The sequence below is a fragment of the Sphingomonas crocodyli genome, assembly GCF_004005865.1.
Taxonomy (GTDB): domain Bacteria; phylum Pseudomonadota; class Alphaproteobacteria; order Sphingomonadales; family Sphingomonadaceae; genus Rhizorhabdus; species Rhizorhabdus crocodyli.
Genome location: NZ_SACN01000004.1, coordinates 79,335 through 94,959, shown reverse-complemented (window position 1 = coordinate 94,959; position 15,625 = coordinate 79,335). Strand labels below are relative to the sequence as shown.

The 15,625-nt window shown below is 66.4% G+C and carries 17 protein-coding genes; 4 read left to right on the top strand and 13 right to left on the bottom strand.

Features of this window, described 5'->3' with window-relative positions:
* The first annotated feature begins 6 nt into the window (after nucleotides 1-6).
* Nucleotides 7-1,422, top strand: coding sequence for a glucuronate isomerase (uxaC, locus tag EOD43_RS20460; RefSeq protein ID WP_127745911.1), 1,416 nt, complete (start codon nucleotides 7-9; stop codon nucleotides 1,420-1,422).
* Nucleotides 1,419-2,864 carry a mannitol dehydrogenase family protein gene (locus EOD43_RS20455; protein WP_127745910.1) on the top strand — a complete coding sequence of 482 codons (1,446 nt, stop codon included), beginning with the start codon at nucleotides 1,419-1,421 and terminating at the stop codon, nucleotides 2,862-2,864. Before uxaC ends, EOD43_RS20455 begins: the two co-directional genes overlap by 4 nt.
* Here the strand turns inward: EOD43_RS20455 and EOD43_RS20450 are convergent.
* The 10 genes from EOD43_RS20450 to EOD43_RS20415 form a co-directional block, all read right to left on the bottom strand.
* Entirely contained in the window at nucleotides 2,851-3,975 is a 1,125-nt protein-coding gene (locus tag EOD43_RS20450) for a sulfotransferase family protein (RefSeq protein ID WP_164857380.1), read from the bottom strand. The genes EOD43_RS20455 and EOD43_RS20450 overlap by 14 nt on opposite strands.
* Nucleotides 3,972-5,261: a DUF1214 domain-containing protein gene (locus EOD43_RS20445; RefSeq protein WP_127745908.1), complete on the bottom strand. Its 1,290-nt coding sequence runs from the start codon at nucleotides 5,259-5,261 to the stop codon at nucleotides 3,972-3,974. Before EOD43_RS20445 ends, EOD43_RS20450 begins: the two co-directional genes overlap by 4 nt.
* Nucleotides 5,258-6,121 carry an SMP-30/gluconolactonase/LRE family protein gene (locus tag EOD43_RS20440; protein WP_127745907.1) on the bottom strand — a complete coding sequence of 288 codons (864 nt, stop codon included), beginning with the start codon at nucleotides 6,119-6,121 and terminating at the stop codon, nucleotides 5,258-5,260. Before EOD43_RS20440 ends, EOD43_RS20445 begins: the two co-directional genes overlap by 4 nt.
* A 48-nt stretch (nucleotides 6,122-6,169) precedes the next feature.
* The gene (locus EOD43_RS20435) at nucleotides 6,170-6,973 is read right to left on the bottom strand and encodes a hypothetical protein (protein ID WP_127745906.1); all 804 of its coding nucleotides are present in this window, start codon (nucleotides 6,971-6,973) and stop codon (nucleotides 6,170-6,172) included.
* Nucleotides 6,974-7,009: 36 nt separating this feature from the next.
* Nucleotides 7,010-7,135, bottom strand: a complete 126-nt coding sequence (locus EOD43_RS24100) for a hypothetical protein (protein ID WP_276318214.1) — start codon at nucleotides 7,133-7,135, stop codon at nucleotides 7,010-7,012.
* A gap of 14 nt (nucleotides 7,136-7,149) precedes the next feature.
* Entirely contained in the window at nucleotides 7,150-7,275 is a 126-nt protein-coding gene (locus EOD43_RS24095) for a hypothetical protein (protein WP_276318213.1), read from the bottom strand.
* A 111-nt stretch (nucleotides 7,276-7,386) separates the two neighbouring features.
* Complete coding sequence (locus EOD43_RS20430; protein WP_127745905.1) at nucleotides 7,387-8,166, bottom strand: SDR family NAD(P)-dependent oxidoreductase; 780 nt, start codon at nucleotides 8,164-8,166, stop codon at nucleotides 7,387-7,389.
* A gap of 1 nt (nucleotide 8,167) precedes the next feature.
* The gene (locus tag EOD43_RS20425) at nucleotides 8,168-8,926 is read right to left on the bottom strand and encodes an SDR family NAD(P)-dependent oxidoreductase (RefSeq protein WP_127745904.1); all 759 of its coding nucleotides are present in this window, start codon (nucleotides 8,924-8,926) and stop codon (nucleotides 8,168-8,170) included.
* Between the two features lie 2 nt (nucleotides 8,927-8,928).
* Entirely contained in the window at nucleotides 8,929-9,711 is a 783-nt protein-coding gene (locus EOD43_RS20420; protein ID WP_127745903.1) for an SDR family NAD(P)-dependent oxidoreductase, read from the bottom strand.
* A 21-nt stretch (nucleotides 9,712-9,732) separates the two neighbouring features.
* Entirely contained in the window at nucleotides 9,733-10,632 is a 900-nt protein-coding gene (locus EOD43_RS20415; protein ID WP_127746194.1) for an NAD-dependent epimerase/dehydratase family protein, read from the bottom strand.
* 81 nt (nucleotides 10,633-10,713) lie between these two features.
* On the opposite strand from EOD43_RS20415, the gene EOD43_RS20410 reads away from it, so the two are divergent.
* Together EOD43_RS20410 and EOD43_RS20405 are read left to right on the top strand one after the other, a co-directional pair.
* Complete coding sequence (locus EOD43_RS20410; protein ID WP_127745902.1) at nucleotides 10,714-11,589, top strand: IclR family transcriptional regulator; 876 nt, start codon at nucleotides 10,714-10,716, stop codon at nucleotides 11,587-11,589.
* 19 nt (nucleotides 11,590-11,608) lie between these two features.
* Entirely contained in the window at nucleotides 11,609-12,391 is a 783-nt protein-coding gene (locus tag EOD43_RS20405; protein ID WP_127745901.1) for an SDR family NAD(P)-dependent oxidoreductase, read from the top strand.
* Between the two features lie 111 nt (nucleotides 12,392-12,502).
* On the opposite strand, the gene EOD43_RS20400 is transcribed toward EOD43_RS20405, so the two are convergent.
* From EOD43_RS20400 to EOD43_RS20390, 3 genes are all read right to left on the bottom strand, one after another.
* Entirely contained in the window at nucleotides 12,503-13,312 is an 810-nt protein-coding gene (locus tag EOD43_RS20400) for an NTP transferase domain-containing protein (protein ID WP_240653430.1), read from the bottom strand.
* Nucleotides 13,302-14,327, bottom strand: coding sequence for a D-alanine--D-alanine ligase family protein (locus EOD43_RS20395; protein WP_127745900.1), 1,026 nt, complete (start codon nucleotides 14,325-14,327; stop codon nucleotides 13,302-13,304). Before EOD43_RS20395 ends, EOD43_RS20400 begins: the two co-directional genes overlap by 11 nt.
* A gap of 64 nt (nucleotides 14,328-14,391) precedes the next feature.
* Nucleotides 14,392-15,567, bottom strand: coding sequence for a sugar-transfer associated ATP-grasp domain-containing protein (locus EOD43_RS20390; protein WP_127745899.1), 1,176 nt, complete (start codon nucleotides 15,565-15,567; stop codon nucleotides 14,392-14,394).
* Nucleotides 15,568-15,625: the final 58 nt, after the last annotated feature.

Sequence of the window (15,625 nt, the reverse complement as noted above, 5' to 3'; positions counted from 1 at the left end):
TTTGACATGACCAAGCCCCTGCGCCTCCACCCCGATCGCCTGTTCCCGGCCGATCCGACGATCCGCGGCATCGCCCGCGCGCTCTATGCGCCGATCAAGGATCTGCCGATCATCAGCCCGCACGGCCACACCGATCCGAGCTGGTTCGCAGGCGACGAGAATTTCGCGAACCCCACCGATCTGCTGATCATCCCCGATCACTATGTCTTCCGCATGCTCTACAGCCAGGGCGTGAAGCTGGAGGAACTGGGGATCTCGTCGAAGGACGGCACCCCGGTCGAGGCGGACTCGCGCAAGATTTGGCGGCGGCTGGCGGAGCATTATCACCTGTTCCGCGGCACGCCGTCGCGCATGTGGCTCGACTGGGTGTTCGTCGAGATGTTCGGGCTGGACGTGCGGCTCGAACCCGCGACCGCCGATCTCTACTACGAGACGATCGACGCCGCGCTCGCGACCCCGGCGTTCAAGCCCCGCGCCCTGTTCGAAAGCAACAATATCGAGCTGCTGGCGACGACCGAAAGCCCGCTCGATCCCCTGATCCACCACCGCGCGATCCGCGAGAGCGGGTGGGGCGGGCGCGTCGTCACCGCCTATCGCCCCGATCCGGTGGTCGATCCGGAGCATGATGGTTTCGCCGCGAACCTGATCCGCTTCGGCGAGATAGCCGGCGAAGATATCTCGACCTGGGAGGGCTATCTCAACGCCCACCGCAACCGCCGCGCCTATTTCCGCGAAGCGGGCGCGACCTCGACCGATCATGGCCATCCGAGCGCGGCGACCGCCGATCTCTCTCGTGCCGACGCCGAGGCGCTTTATGCGAAGGTGCTGGCCGGCCCGGTCAGCCCGGCCGAGGCCGAACTGTTCCGTGCGCAGATGCTCACCGAAATGGCGCGCATGTCGATCGACGACGGGATGGTGCTGCAGATCCACCCCGGCGTGCTGCGCAACCACAATCCGTCGCTGATGGCGCGTTTCGGCCGCGACAAAGGCGCCGATATCCCAACGCCGACCGATTATGTCCGCGCGTTGAAGCCGCTGCTCGACGCGCACGGTTCGGATCCGCGTCTGTCGATCATCCTCTTCACGTTGGACGAGACGAGCTATTCGCGCGAACTCGCGCCGCTCGCCGGCCATTATCCGTCGCTGCGCATCGGTCCGCCCTGGTGGTTCAACGACAGCCCGGAGGGGATGCGCCGCTTCCGCGAGCAGGTCACGGAAACGGCCGGTTTCTACAACACGGTCGGCTTCAACGACGACACCCGCGCCTTCCTGTCGATCCCGGCGCGGCACGATGTCGCGCGGCGGATGGACTGCGTGTGGCTCGCCCAGCTCGTCGCCGAACATCGGATCGAGGAGGATGAGGCGCACGAGGTCGCCCGCGCGCTGGCTTATGATCTGGTGAAGGCGGCGTACAAACTGTGACCACCCGCCTTTCCGCCGCGACCGCCGGCCCGCTCGCTTACGACCGCGCCGCGATCAAAACCGGCGTCGTCCATCTCGGCATCGGCGCCTTCCACCGCGCGCATCAGGCGCCGGTGTTCGACGCCGCGATCGCGTCGGGCGATCCGCGCTGGGGCGTGGTTGGCGCGTCGCTGCGTTCCCCCGGCGTGCGCGATCAGCTGGTGCCGCAGGACGGCCTCTACACGCTCGTCATCCGTGACGGCGCGGAGGAAAGGCTGCAACTGATCGGCGCGGTGCGCGATGTGCTGGTCGCGCCCGAAGATCCGGCGGCGCTCGTCGATCTGATGGTCTCGCCCGATGTCCACATTGTCTCGCTGACGGTGACGGAAAAGGGCTACAAGCTCGATCCCGCGACCGGCCGTCTGCTGACCGACGATGCCGATGTCGCCGCCGATCTCGAAAGCCTCGATGCGCCCCGCACCGCGCCGGGCTTCATCGTCGCCGCACTCGCACGTCGCAAGGCGGCAGGGCTGGCGCCGTTCACCGCAATGTCGTGTGACAATATCCCGCACAATGGCGCGCGGCTGCGCGATGCAGTGCTGGCGATTGCTGCGCAGCATGATCGGACGCTCGCCGACTGGATCGCGAGCCACGGCGCCTTCCCGCAGACGATGATCGACCGGATCGTGCCGGCGACCAGCCTCGACGACATCATCGCGCTCCACGATCGCACCGGGTTGTGCGATCAGGGCATGGTCAAGGCCGAACCCTTCACCCAGTGGGTGATCGAGGATCGCTTCGCCGGCCCGCGCCCGGACTTTGCCGCCTTCGGTGTCCAGCTGACATCGGCGGTGGCGCCGTGGGAGGAGGCGAAGCTGCGCCTGCTCAACGGCGCGCATTCGTCGATCGCCTATCTCGGCGGCCTCGCCGGGATCGAGCATGTCGATGGCGTCGTGGCACTTCCCGAAGCGCGCGCCTTCGTCGAGGCGTTGTGGGACGAGGCGGAGGCGACGCTCAATCCGCCCGCAGAACTCGATGTCGCCGCCTATCGCACCGCCCTGATGGCGCGCTTCGCCAATCCCGCGCTCCAGCACCGCAATCGCCAGATCGCGATGGACGGATCGCAGAAGCTGCCGCAGCGGCTCGTCGCGCCGATCGTCGCGCGGCGCGCGCGCGGCCTCCCGGTCGATGCGCTTGCGCTCGGCGTCGCTTCGTGGATGCGCTGGCAGCTTGGCCGCGATGAGGCGGGACAGCCTTATGTGGTGGACGATCCGCTCGCCGCGGTGACGGCGCAGAAGCTGGCGTCGAAATCGCATCCCGAAGGGATGGTGCGCGCCCTGCTGTCGATCGACGCGATCTTCCCCGCCTCGTTCGCCGAAGATGCGGTGCTTGTCGACACGCTGACCGGCCATCTCGCCAGCCTGCTCGCCGGCGGCGCGATTGCAACGCTCAAGGCGCGCTGACGAACCGCTCGCGATAATCGGCGAAGACGTCGGCCAGTTCGGGATCGGACAGGCCGAAATGCTCAGCTGTATAGCGATGCTCGCCCCGCACGCCCTTGCGGTTCTCGGTCGCCCAGCCGGCGAGCGCGGCTTCGGCGGTCGCGTCCATCGATCGACCGAGCCAGTCGTAGATGCGGCTGACCTCGCCCATCGGATCGGCGTTGAACGTCTCGTGCCTTATATCGATGAAGCGATCCTCGCCGAAGCGGCGGCGGAAATCACTGGCGCGCGACAGGCTGATCTGCAGATGCTCCATGATCTCGCGGCCTAAGGCGATCGGATCGATCGCCTCCTTCGGCATCACCGTGGCGTAGGATGTTTCGAGCAGGCTCGCGACCGACGGGATCGTCTTCACCGGATCGCGATGCGTCATGATGAAGCGCGCGTTCGGATAGGTCGCGACCAGTGCATCGAGGTGGAAATTGTGCCACGGTGCCTTGATCAGCCAGCGGTTCGGCGGGCGATCATGCTGCAGCAATTTGAGCGCGCGGGCATGATAGGCATAGGTGCCCGCCATGTCGCAGTCGCGCCACCAGCGCGTATAATCCCAAGCCGGCCAGCCCAGTTCCTGATTGCGAAAGCTCAGCCGCAGCAAGGCTGCGTCGTCGACCGGCCCGCTCGCCTGATGGATATGCTGGCCGCGAAACGTGGTGTCGCTGGCGATGAAGGCGCGTTCGGCGGCGGCGCGCGGGTCGCTCGCCTCGGTCGCGATGTCGGGCGGCGGCACAGGCGCGCCCGCTTCCCAACTGCGCACGAAGCGCCAGCTCGCGTCATTGGCGAGCAGGTTGAGTAGGGCGGTCGTCGCGGTGCGCGGCAGGCCGATGATGACGACGGGACCGTCGATTGCGCCATCCCCATAAGTCGGGTTGCGCGCGATCCAGTCCTCGATCTTGAGGCGCGCGGCCAGCGTGGCGACCAGCCGCGCCTCGACGCGTGCGATGCCCTCGGCGTGGAGTGGTTGCGCAGACAGCGCGGCAACGAGGCGATCGAGACCCTCCTGCCAGCCGCCAGCGCCGAAATCGCCCAACCCGGTCTGCGCCTGCGCGCGGTCGATATAATCCCGCGCCCTCACAGGCGACTCCATCGGCTCGTGAACGGTGCCGCGTAACGCCGCGCAAAGCCGCGTGCACGAGCGGCGAGGGTGGCGGCGCGCTCGTCGGGCGTGACGCGCGGCGCATCGGGCAGCAGGCGATCGAGATCGGCAAACTTCACCAATGTCGCGGTCGCGGGCGGGCGGCTGTCGGTCTTCACATAACGGAAGGTCATGCAGCCGCGTTCATGCCCAGCGGTGTCGAGCCAGTTGGCGAGGCCGGGGTCTTCGTGCGCGATCACGAGGCGATAGCGGCCGTCGGGATCGATCGCCGCCTGATGCCCGTTCAGGCTCGACTGGCGGTGTGACGGATCGATCGACCGGAACCAGACGTCGCCCAGCGCGACCGACCAGAACAGCCCGTCCGGCGGATCGAACTCGAGCAGCAATGCCTCGTCGGCGGCAAGGTTGAACATGCCCTTGGGCGCCGCGCGCACCGCGCTCTTGCCCGACACGGCCAGCGGCTGTTCGCTCGCGATCCGGTTGTCGCCAGCTTGCGCAAAACTGCGCGTATAATCGAGCCAGAAGGCGACCTCGTTGACCAGAGTGTCGGCCAGCGATTCCAGTTCCTCCCCAACCCATTCGGGCTTCGGCACCGTCAAACATTCATAGGTGTCGCCGTCGCCCAGATGCTCGATGGTCAGGTCGGTCAGCGGCGTGTCCCAGTCATATTGGATCAGCCGCACGAACAGGCCCTGCGTGTCGGGGTGGAGTTGCAGCCAGTTGCCCGGCGCGCTCTGCGCATCGAGCGTCAGTTCGAACCGCCCGTCCGCGCCGATCGCGAAGTCGTGGAGATAATGGTTGGCGAGCGTGCCCTTCGCCGCGAACTGAACGAACTCGACATAGCGTTCGCCGCCCGCACGGCCGGTGATGCGGTAGCGACGATGCCCGTCGATCCGCGCCGAGAAGCTGTTGATCCCGTCCGGATTGTCGAGGCCGATCTTGATGATGTCGTCCATGCCGCGCACGAAGGCCGGACGATCGGGGCCGCAGGCGTAGAGGAGCGCATCGATCCGCGCGGCGACGAGGCCCAGCAGATAGCGATGCCCCTCCGCCAGATCGCGATCGTCCTGCGCGAGGCCCGATTCCGCGATCATCGGCCCGAGTTTCGCGATGGCCTGCCCGAACAGCCGCCACGCCGTCCCGTCGCGCAGCTTCGCGGTGTAATCCTCCGCATTCGCAGCCGCCCGTTCGCGCCGCGCGGCGTCGTAGCCGAGCGAGATGATCGTCCGATCATAATCGCGCCAGCGGTCCATCGGTCCCGTCATGCGGGCACATCGACTCTTGCGGTGAACAGCTTCGCCTTGGGCGCTTTCACCCGTTCCTCATGATGATCGCGGTTCGCCGCGCAGATCAGCAATGTGCGCCCATCCTCGCCGCCGAGACCGCAGGCATAAGCGGTATAGTCTGGCGGCAGCGCGACACCGTCGACCACCTCGCCGCCCGGCGCGATCCGCCATGCGCCCGCCGAACAATCGGCGGCCCAGACATGGCTTGCCGAGTCGATATCGCACCCGTCGAACAGATATTTGATCTTGTCCGTCCGCTTGCCTGACAGGTTTGCCCAGTCGCTGCGCGGTCCCAGATCGCCGCCTGGCCCGATATCATAGGCATAGAGGCAGGCGGCGGCGGTGTCGGCCAGGATCAGGCGGTTGCCCGAGAACATGATCGCATTGGGGAATTGCAGATCCCGCGCCACGATTCGCGCGCTGCCATCGGGCTCGACGCACAGCAGTCGCCCCTTGTCGCTGGGAAAGCCGCACAGCTTTATATCGGGATCGAAGCCGATATAGGCCCGACCCTCTCCATCCACACGCATGTCGTTGATGAAGCCGGGCACGTCGGCGGTGATCGGGTTCAGATCGGCATGGATTTCGGGTGCGACGGCGCCGGGCGCGAGGCGCAGCAGCAGGCGCTTCTCCATCGATACGACCAGCAGCGATCCGTCGGGCATCCAGCTGAGGCCCGAGGGGCGATCCTCGATCCGCAATTCGTCGCGGCCTTCGCCCTCGGGCGTCCAGCTGCGCACGACATTGCCGTGCATGTCGGACGTCCACCAACGCCCGTCGCGCCAGCGCGGCCCTTCGAAGAAGTAACCCGGTTCGCCGAACGGCTCCGCCTCGCGCATCCCTCATCTCCTATATTTGGGCGGAAGGATGCGCGACGCGGCGTCAAATCAAAAGGCGATTCCGGGCCGCAGGATGCACTGGAAAACCAGCAATATTGCCAGCAACGCCGCGAAGGGCAGGGCGAGCGCAGGGCGACCTTGGACCGGTGGTGCCTTTACGGGCGTGAAGCTCGCGCCCAGCATCACCCATCCCGTGCCGATCAGGTGGACGACGATCGGGATCAGCACGACCTCGATCGGATCGCGGGGCACGCGGAAGGGGATGATCAGCAGGATCGACAGCGCCGCGGGCAGCAGGATCGCCGGCCGATCGATCCGAACGAGCGCCTGGCTGGCCTTCGCCATCAGGATGCCGACGATCGGCAGCAGCATGCCGCGCGATGCGTTCGACATGCCCAGCCACGTCAGCGCACGACCGACATCATTGCCGGGAATAAGCGCGCCGATCGCAAACTGGCTGGCCGATTGGAAAAACCCTTCGAACGCCATCCACCATGCGAACAGCCGTGCGGTCGGCCGGGTCGCGCGCCGCGCGATGAACAGGAAGGCGATGCCGCTCACCAAGGTCGAGATCGCGCCTGTGCCCTGCAGCAGCTCGACGATCGGCGCGGTGCCGGTCCAGTCATGGTCGTTATGATAGAGGATCGGGTGCAGCCCCGGCGTCATCGCCTTGGGCAGGACCAGCCAGATTTCCTGCCAGAAGAAGGTCAGGTTGAAGGCGAGCGCAGCGAGGATCGTCGATGCGGCGATTGCGCGGCGATCGATCGCGGCCGGATCGCGCCGCAGCCGCACGATCCCGACGATCAGCGGCACCACGCCGATCGCGATCAGGAGCAGGACTATGGTGGTCATGCCGGCGGTCTAACACACCGCCGCGCATTCACGGTATCAGCGCGCAACCTCGCGCAGCTGGAGCGTCCGGCACCGATCGCAGCGGTGAATCTCGCTGGTCTGCCCGATCGAGGCCAGGATCATGCCCCACCGGTGAAAGCCAAGAACGCAAAGCAACTTCATGGGAATGACAATCCTCAGGCGACGATCGGCGCGAGGATCACGACCCACAGAGCGGTCGTCAGCAGGGCGATCATGCCGCCCGCCTGGATGGTCGAAGCCTTTTCGGTGGTGGTGAACATCGTCTGCAATCCCTTGCCCATGCGGCGGATCGGCGCCGTCGTTGGCAGGGCATTTACAGCGGCTCGGCTCGGGGTCCGAGTAAAGCAATGTAACGCCGCGGCGCACAATGTCCGCGGCGTTAGACCTTTGGATTAGACCTTGGGAAGTGGCGCCATCCGCATTTCGTTGCCTCCGTCCACCGCGAAGCTTTGTCCTGTCAGCCACGCCGCTTCCGGCCCCGCCAGGAAGCGCACCGCCTCCGCGATATCGTTGGGCACGCCGGTGCGGCCCAGCGGGATCAGCGGCAGGAAGCTGTCGGTATAGCCCGGCCGCTGGAACGCCGCGTCCATCCCGTCGGTATGCGTCAGGCCAGGACGCACGCAGTTCAGGCGGATGCCCTGCGGCCCCAGTTCGTTCGCGGCGGTGCGCATGAAATGATCGAGCCCCGCCTTCGATGCGCAATAGCTCGTCAGGTTGACGAAGGGCATTGCCGCCGCGGTCGACGAGATGAAGACGAAGGATGATCCCGGCTTCATCAACGGCACCCCATGCTTCACCATCATGAAGGCGCTGCCGACATTGACCATATAGTCGCCGACGAACGCCTCGACGCTCACCTTGGAGATCGGGCCATAGCCGGTGCCGCCGCCCACGGTCGGCACGACGATGTCGATCCCGCCGCCATGCTCGACTGCCTTCGCGATCGCCGCCTTGACGTCATCCTCCCTGGTCGCGTCGCCCGCGATGATCGCGAGCTTCGCGTCGGGGACTTCGCTCAACAGCCAGTCGCGCGCCTTCTCCAGAGTCTCCTGCTTGCGGCCGGAGAGCGTGACCGCCGCGCCGTCGCGCGCCAGCAGCTTGGCCACCGCCTTGCCGAAGCCACCGCCACCGCCGGTGACGAGCGCCGATTTACCTTCGAGTGTCCGCCCCATATCAGCTCACCGAAACGCCGCCGTCGACGCTGAGCGTCTGGCCGACGGTGAAGCCCGCATACGGCGAGCAGAGATAGACCGCCGCCGCGCCGATCTCCTCGGGCCGGCCGATCCGCCGGGTCGGGTTGCGCCCCGCGATGAAGTCGACCGTCATGCCGCCCGGCTCCAGATTGGCGAGCGCCATCGGGGTTTCGATGAAGCCCGGCGCGATCGCGTTGATGCGGATGCCGTTCTTTGCCTGCGCCAGCGCCGCCGATCGGGTGATGCCCACCACGCCATGCTTCGCCGCACAGTAGAAGGGCTTATTGGGCACGCCCACCACGCCCGCCATCGACGCGAGGTTGACGATGCAGCCGCCGCCCGCCGCCTGCATCGCCGCAATCTCCGCCTTCAGGCACATCGCCACGCCGCGCAGGTTGATGCTCAGGATGCGATCGAGGACGGTGATGTCCCAATCGGATTCGGGGGTCACTTCGGGGTCGACCGCGGCATTGTTGACCGCATGGTCGATCCGGCCGAAGCGATCGACGACGGCCTTCACCATCGCCTCGACCGATGCCTGATCGGACACATCGGCCTTCTGGAACGCCGCGGTTCCGCCCGCCGCCTCGATCAGCTTCACCGTCTCCTCGCCGCCCTTGGCGTCGACGTCGGCGATCATCACGCGCGAACCCTCGGCCGCGAACGCCTGCGCGATCGCACGGCCGATCCCGCTGCCGGCGCCCGTGACGAGCGTCGCCTTACCTTCGAATATCGCCATCGTCAGAATCCTGCGGGGAGGGGGTTCATGCGGGTTTCTTGGCCCCCGTCGACCGCGAAGGTCTGCCCGGTCAGCCACGCCGCCTCGGGGCCGGCGAGGAAGCGGACCGCTTCGGCGATATCGTTGGGCACGCCGGTGCGGCCCAGCGGGACCAGCGGCATGAACGCATCGACATAGCCCGGCCGCTCGAACGCGGCCTCGAGGCCGTCGGTCTTGGTCAGGCCCGGACGCACGCTGTTGAAGCGGATGCCCTTCTTTCCATATTCGTTCGCGGCGGTGCGCATGAAATGGTCGAGGCCCGCCTTGGCGGCGCAATAGCTCGAAAGACCCACGAACGACATCATCGCCGCGGTCGACGAGATGAAGACGATCGACGATCCCTCCTTCATCAGCGGCACCGCATTTTGCGTGACCAGGAAAGCGCTGCCGACATTGGCGAGATAGTCGCCCATCAATTTGTCGAGCGACCATTCGTCGATCATGCCGCGCCCGCTGCCGCCGCCGACCACCGCGACGACGATGTCGAGCCCGCCGCCATGCTCGACGGTCTTGGCGATCGCCGCCTTGACGTCGGCCTCCTTGGTCGCGTCGCCCGCGATGATCGCGATCTTCGCGTCGGGGAACTCGCCCAGCAGCTTTTCACGCGCCTTTTCCAGCGTCGCGAGCGTGCGGCCGGTCAGCGTCACCGCCGCGCCGTCACGCACCAGCAGCCGCGCCGAAGCCTTGCCGAACCCGCCGCCGCCGCCGGTGACGAGCGCCGATTTGCCGTCCAAAATCTTGCCCATGATCCGCTCCTCTGACTGTGCTTATTTGTAGGCTTCGACGATCTCTTTCTGCGCGCGATCGACGTCGTTGCGGCGATAGCCAAGTTCCGCCACCTCGGCCGGATCGGGATCGTAGAACAGGTCGTTGCCGCGGCCCCAGAAGATCGATGCGTCGCGCGCGAACGGATGTTCCTCGTTGCGCACCTCCAGCGGATTGGCATCGCCCGCATGGCGGAAATAGCCGCCGAAATAGTCCTGGAAGCTGAGGTTCTCGTCGCCGATCAGATAGGCCTTGCCGTTCTGCCCGCCATTGAGCGCGCCGACGATCGCGTCGGTCAGCGTGGTCGCGGTGATCACGTTGACGCCGCCGGGGATCATGAAGCGCGGCACCGGCGATTTGCCCGTCGCCCAGTTGACGAAGGCGGTGAAGCCCGGCTGCACCAGCCCGTCGACATGGCCGATGATATAGGGCGCATTGAGCACGATCACCTTGAAACTGTCATCGGCCAGCGCGCGGGTGCCGCGATCGGCGGCGTCGCGTGAATCGACATAGGGGATCTTGCCGAGCAGGTGGGGCGCCGCCTGCGGATAGAAGCTGCCGATCAGGATGAAGGTCTTCACCCCCGCTGCCTTCGCGGCCTTGGCGAAGGCGGGCACGGCTTCGCTGTTCACGCGGTGCCAGTGCTTGTCGGGATCGCCATCCTTCGGGATGTGGCGGATGTCGTTGCCCGCCGCGAAGACGATCGCGTCATAGCCGCCCAGCCAGGCCGCATCGGGCGTGTCGTTGACATAATCGAGCGTGTGGAACGGCATCTTCGCCATCGGCGTGGTCGCCTGCGGCGCGCTGCGCGATGCGATTTCGACATCATGCCCCAGCGACTGGAGCCGGATCGCGGCATCGCCGCCCACCATGCCGCCGCCGCCCACGATCAGGATCCGCATCCTCATTCTCCGATAATTCTATTGCAATGACGATAGGTCCATCATAATGAGTTAGTGGTTTCACCTCGTCAAGGGATTCGCTTGGCCCGTCCTGCCCTGTCCGGTTCGCGTGCGTTGCAAGTCATCGATGTGATGGCGGGCGCGCCCGATCGCGCCTTCACGCTGTCCGATCTGGTGCGCGCGACCGAGTCCAACTTCGCCTCGTGCCATGCGGTGATCTCGATCCTGGTCGCGCGCGGCTATCTGCTGCGCGACGATGCGACCAAGACCTACCGGCTCGGCCCGGCTTTGTTCGCGGCGGGGCAGGCGATGGCGAAGCATGATCCGCTGTTGAGCGCGCTGCGCAGCGCATCCGACGCGCTCACCGAACGCACGGGGCTGAGCATCAGCGTCTCGGCGCGCGCGGGCGACGAACTGGTCGGCGTCTCGCGCCACGGCCAGAACCGGCTGCTCGCGCAGGGCATTCGCGTGGGGCAGCGCGTGCCATTGAAGCCCCCGATCGGCGCGACCGTGCTCGCATGGTCATGCGACGAGGATATCGACAATTATATCGCGCGCGGCGGCATCGCGCTCGACGCGCCCGAGGCCGCGCAGCTGCGCGACGAACTCGCCGCGATCCGGCGGCGCGGCTATCTCGCGACGCTCAACACCGACAGCTATGCCGCGATCAGCAAGGCGATGGCGCAGCGTTATGCCGAGGAAGATCGCAAGGCGCGCGCGGGCCAATTGATCTCCGGCCTCTATGGCGGCCTGTTCCAGCCCGAGACGATCGAGCCGGCGGGCAGCTACGATCTCGCCTTCATCGGCGCCCCCATTTTCGACCGGCGCGGCTATCCGCTCTATTCGGTCGTGCTGTCGGGCTTTGGCGGGCGGATCAGCGGCGCCGCGATCGAGGATTATGCCGCGCAGCTTACGCGCATGTGCACCGATGTGATGCGGTCGGGCGCAGCCACCTGACACCATAAGGGAGAGAGACATGCCGATCGGAATTACGGGCAAGCGCATCATCGTGGCGGGCGGCGCGCGCGGGATCGCGGCCGGCGCGGTACGCGTGTTCGCGCGCGAAGGGGCGCATGTCGTCTCGCTCGATCGGCTGGTCGACGAAGGCCGCCAGGTCGCCGAAGCCGCAACCGCCGAAGGGCCGGGCAAGGTCGATTTCCTCGAGGTCGATCTCACGAAGCGCGCCGATGTCGTCGCGGTGGTCGATGAAGCGGTGAAGCTGCTCGGCGGGATCGACGCGGTGTTCAACATCGCCGCGATCGAACGCACCGCCAAGGCGCATGAAATCGGTGAAGCCGGCTGGAACGAGATGCTCTCGATCAATGTCGGCGGGGTCGTATCGATGTGCGAAGCGATCTTCCCGCACATGAAGGCGGGCGGCGGCGGCGCGATCATCAACTTCTCGTCCGATGCCGCGAACCAGCCCTATCTCAACGGCGCGCATTATTCGGCGTCGAAGGCGGCGGTGATCTCCTACACCCGCACGCTCGCGCACGAATGGGGTCGCTTCAACATCCGCGCGAACTGCGTGATGCCGCTCGCCTGGACCCCGATGTTCGACGAACGCCGCGCCCGCTTCAAGACGCCCGAGGAACTGGCCGCCTATGATGCCCGCATCGCCTCTTTGATCCCGCTCGGCCGGATGGGCGATCCGGAAAGCGATCTGGCGCCGGCGCTGGTGTTCCTCGCGTCGGATGCCGCGCGCTATATCTCGGCGCAGAATCTGGGCGTCAACGGCGGCTCGGCCTGGGGGCGTTAGTTCCCAGCACAAACCAACTCGTCACCCCGGGCTTGACCCGGGGTCCCGCTTCTTCTTCGAACGTCGGCCAAAAGCGGGACCCCGGGTCAAGCCCGGGGTGACGTTGAATATTTAGGCAGCGATGCGGTTGAGCGCGATGGCCCGCTTCTCCAGCAGCACCGCCGCGCAATTGTACGTCCGCTCATTATCGACATCGATCGCGTGCGAACCATCGGCCAGCACCACCGGCGCGATCCGCAGCCTGAACCGCTTGCCCAACCGTGCGAGCGCCCTCTTCAACGATAATTGCTTCGTCAGCATCAGCACGACGTTGACCACGCCCACCGCCGCCAGCAACCGCATCGGCTTCTTCGCAAACTGCCCGCCCGATCGGAAGCTCTCCGCCGCCTTGATCGCGTGCGCTCCGCCAAAGCCATACAAATTGCAGTTCGAATATTCGTCATCGGCGAACTTGTAGAAGCGGCGCTGTCCCTCGGGATGCGCGGTCAGCACCGCATATCTGGTCGCCATCGCCACGCCGACATCGGCGATCGTCGTGATCGTGCGCAGCATCGCGCTGACCGCGCCGGGCGTCAGCAGGACATTGTCGGCGGTGGTGACGATCAATGGACCGTCCACCCCTTCGGTTGCCGCGAACACGCTGTCGGCCAGATTGTCGGCGGCGGGCACGAAGTCGACCTTCGTCGTCGTCACCGGCAACAAGGCGCGCAACCGCGCATCCATGTCCGGCTCGACCACGATCCGCACCCGCGCGATTCCCGGCGTCGCCAGCAGCGCCTCGACCGCGTGGACGATCAGCGGCTTGCCCCCGATCGGCACCACGCATTTGTGGGAGACGCCGTGCGCCTCCGCCAGCGGATCGACCACGCCCGCGCGCTGCGCCGCCAGTACGACCGCCGTGAACGTGGGATCAGGCAGCAAGCTCGTAACTCCCCGCCAGCAGACCGTGGCGGCGCAGGCTTTCGGTCAGGATCGTCTCGATCAGTTGGTCGTGGTTCCATCCGATCTGCGACGCCGCCATCGCGATCGTCTTCTTCGACCACAGATTGCAGTTGAGGTTGACCTCCATGAAGCGCAGCTCGCCCGTCGCCTCGTCCAGCCGATATTCGAACCGCCCATAATCGAACGGCTGGAATTCGCGCATCATCTCGCGCGACATGCGCTCGGCATCGCCGATCAGCCGCGCGTCGTGCAGCGGGCGGATCATATAGGCCTGCCCACCCACCAGATTGCGCTTCTCGGCATAGGTGCGCAGGTAGCTGGGATCGTCCTGCTCGACGATCTGGGTCGGCAGGATGAAGGGCTCGCCGTCGATCGTGACGACCGAGACTTCGATGTCGTGGCCGGGAATGAACGGCTCGACGATCGCGTCATGGCCCTGTGCGTGGAGCGCGATAACCTGCGCGCGGATCTCGTCGCGATCGTGCGCCATGCCGATCCCCCAGCTGGCCGAGGAGGCGTTGGGCTTCACGACATAGCGGCGCGCGCTGGGGCAGATCGACAGGTCGATCGGGCCACCGCGACGGAACACCGCCCACGGCGCGGTCGGCAGGCCGCGCTGGAGCGCGATCCGCTTGCACAGATGCTTGTCGTCCGAAAGCCCGCGCAGGATCGGGCTGGCGCCCAGATAGGGGATGTTCAGCCGCTCGCACAAAAGCGGCAGCATCATTTCGGAATTGAGGAAACCACCTCGATTGAGCAGCGGAAAGACGAAGTCGGCGTCGGTGGGCGTGAACAACGCCTGATAGCTGTCGGCCAGCATCAGATCGACGCCGATCCGCTCGAGCGCCTGCCGCATCTCGCGATGATAGAGCGCGTGGCTGCCGTCGCTGGGGTGAAGGCCGTCTTCCCAATGGACATGCTTGGCGATCAGCAGAATGCGCAGGGCGCGTTTCGCCGCCGCCGGAAGCGCGCGCGGCGCGACCGTCGTCTTCATCGTCGGACCTCCACTTTCGATCGGCGGGCCTTAAGCGACCCTTCCGTTCCGTCCCGATGACAATTTAGCGTTCGCTTGTGACGACGAAGCTACGGTTCGGTTGCGATAAATGGTGCGCGATCAACGCGCCGTAGCGCGTCTCGCCCAAGCCTCGTCTGGCCGCACGCTGCGGCATCAGCACGCCCGGCTTGCCATTGCCTTCGATCAGGATCGGGCCGTTGGGCGTCAGCGCGACGTCCCACCCGACGATCACATAATCGTCGAAGGCAAGCGCGTGGGCGCGGCGGACCAGGTCGGTCGCCAGTTCCCAGTCGGGCAAGGTGCGGCCCATGATCGCGGCGCTCGTCACCGGATGGACGATATGATCGCCGCCGCCATAGCCCATGCACGCGATGCCCAGCGTCCCCGTCGCCAGCTCGACCGGCACGATCAGCCCGCCCGCCTTCATATTGTCGACCCGCGCGCCGACCTTGCTTGCACAACGGAAGGTCGCGCTCACCACTTCGGGCGCGCCCGCCTCATCGAGGATCGTGACGATCCGCACGGTGGGCAGCGCATCGAGCGCGATGTCGGCGATGTCGGCGTGGCAGGTGATCAGCGGCTGGACGAGGGCCTTGCCCTGTGTCGAACGCAGCGCGGCTTCGGCCGATGCGGTTTCGGCGAACGGGCCGATCATCCGCACGCCGTCGCCCCCTTCGCCGTCACAGGGTTTCACGACGAGCGCGCGGTTGGTGATCTCACCGGTGATCGCAACCGTGCCGCCCGCGATCGTTGCGACCGTATCGGCGTGCGGCAGGCCGGCGGTGCGGCAGCGTTCGGCAAAGCGGGCCTTGTCCGCCAGCGCGCAATCCATCGACCAGCCGAGCGGGTTGAGGCGCTTGTTGATCGCAGCATCCTCGAACCGGCGGATATAAAGGCCGATCTCGTCCGCCTCGCCGATCCGGAACAAAGCGATGTCATTGGGATCGGCGAAGCGTTCGTGCGCGATCGCGGTTGCGCGGCGGCGCCATGCGGCGTCCAGTCCGAACTTGCGCTGCACCTTGCGCGCGCGGATCGGCACCCAGGCGTGGAACAGCGTGCCGATCACCGCGTCGATCGCCGCACGCGCCGCCGTCCGTCCCACACGCCGATCGGCATAATGCGGGGCCAGGAACGGGCCCGACACCGGCCGCACCACGCCCGGATAGAGCGCCCAGGCCTTCTTCAGAAAATAGAGGCGGTCATAGCCGGCCACGAGCATGTCCCCGTCGAAAGCCCGTCATATATCGCGGCTAGCATGACGCTTTCGGGTCGGAGCG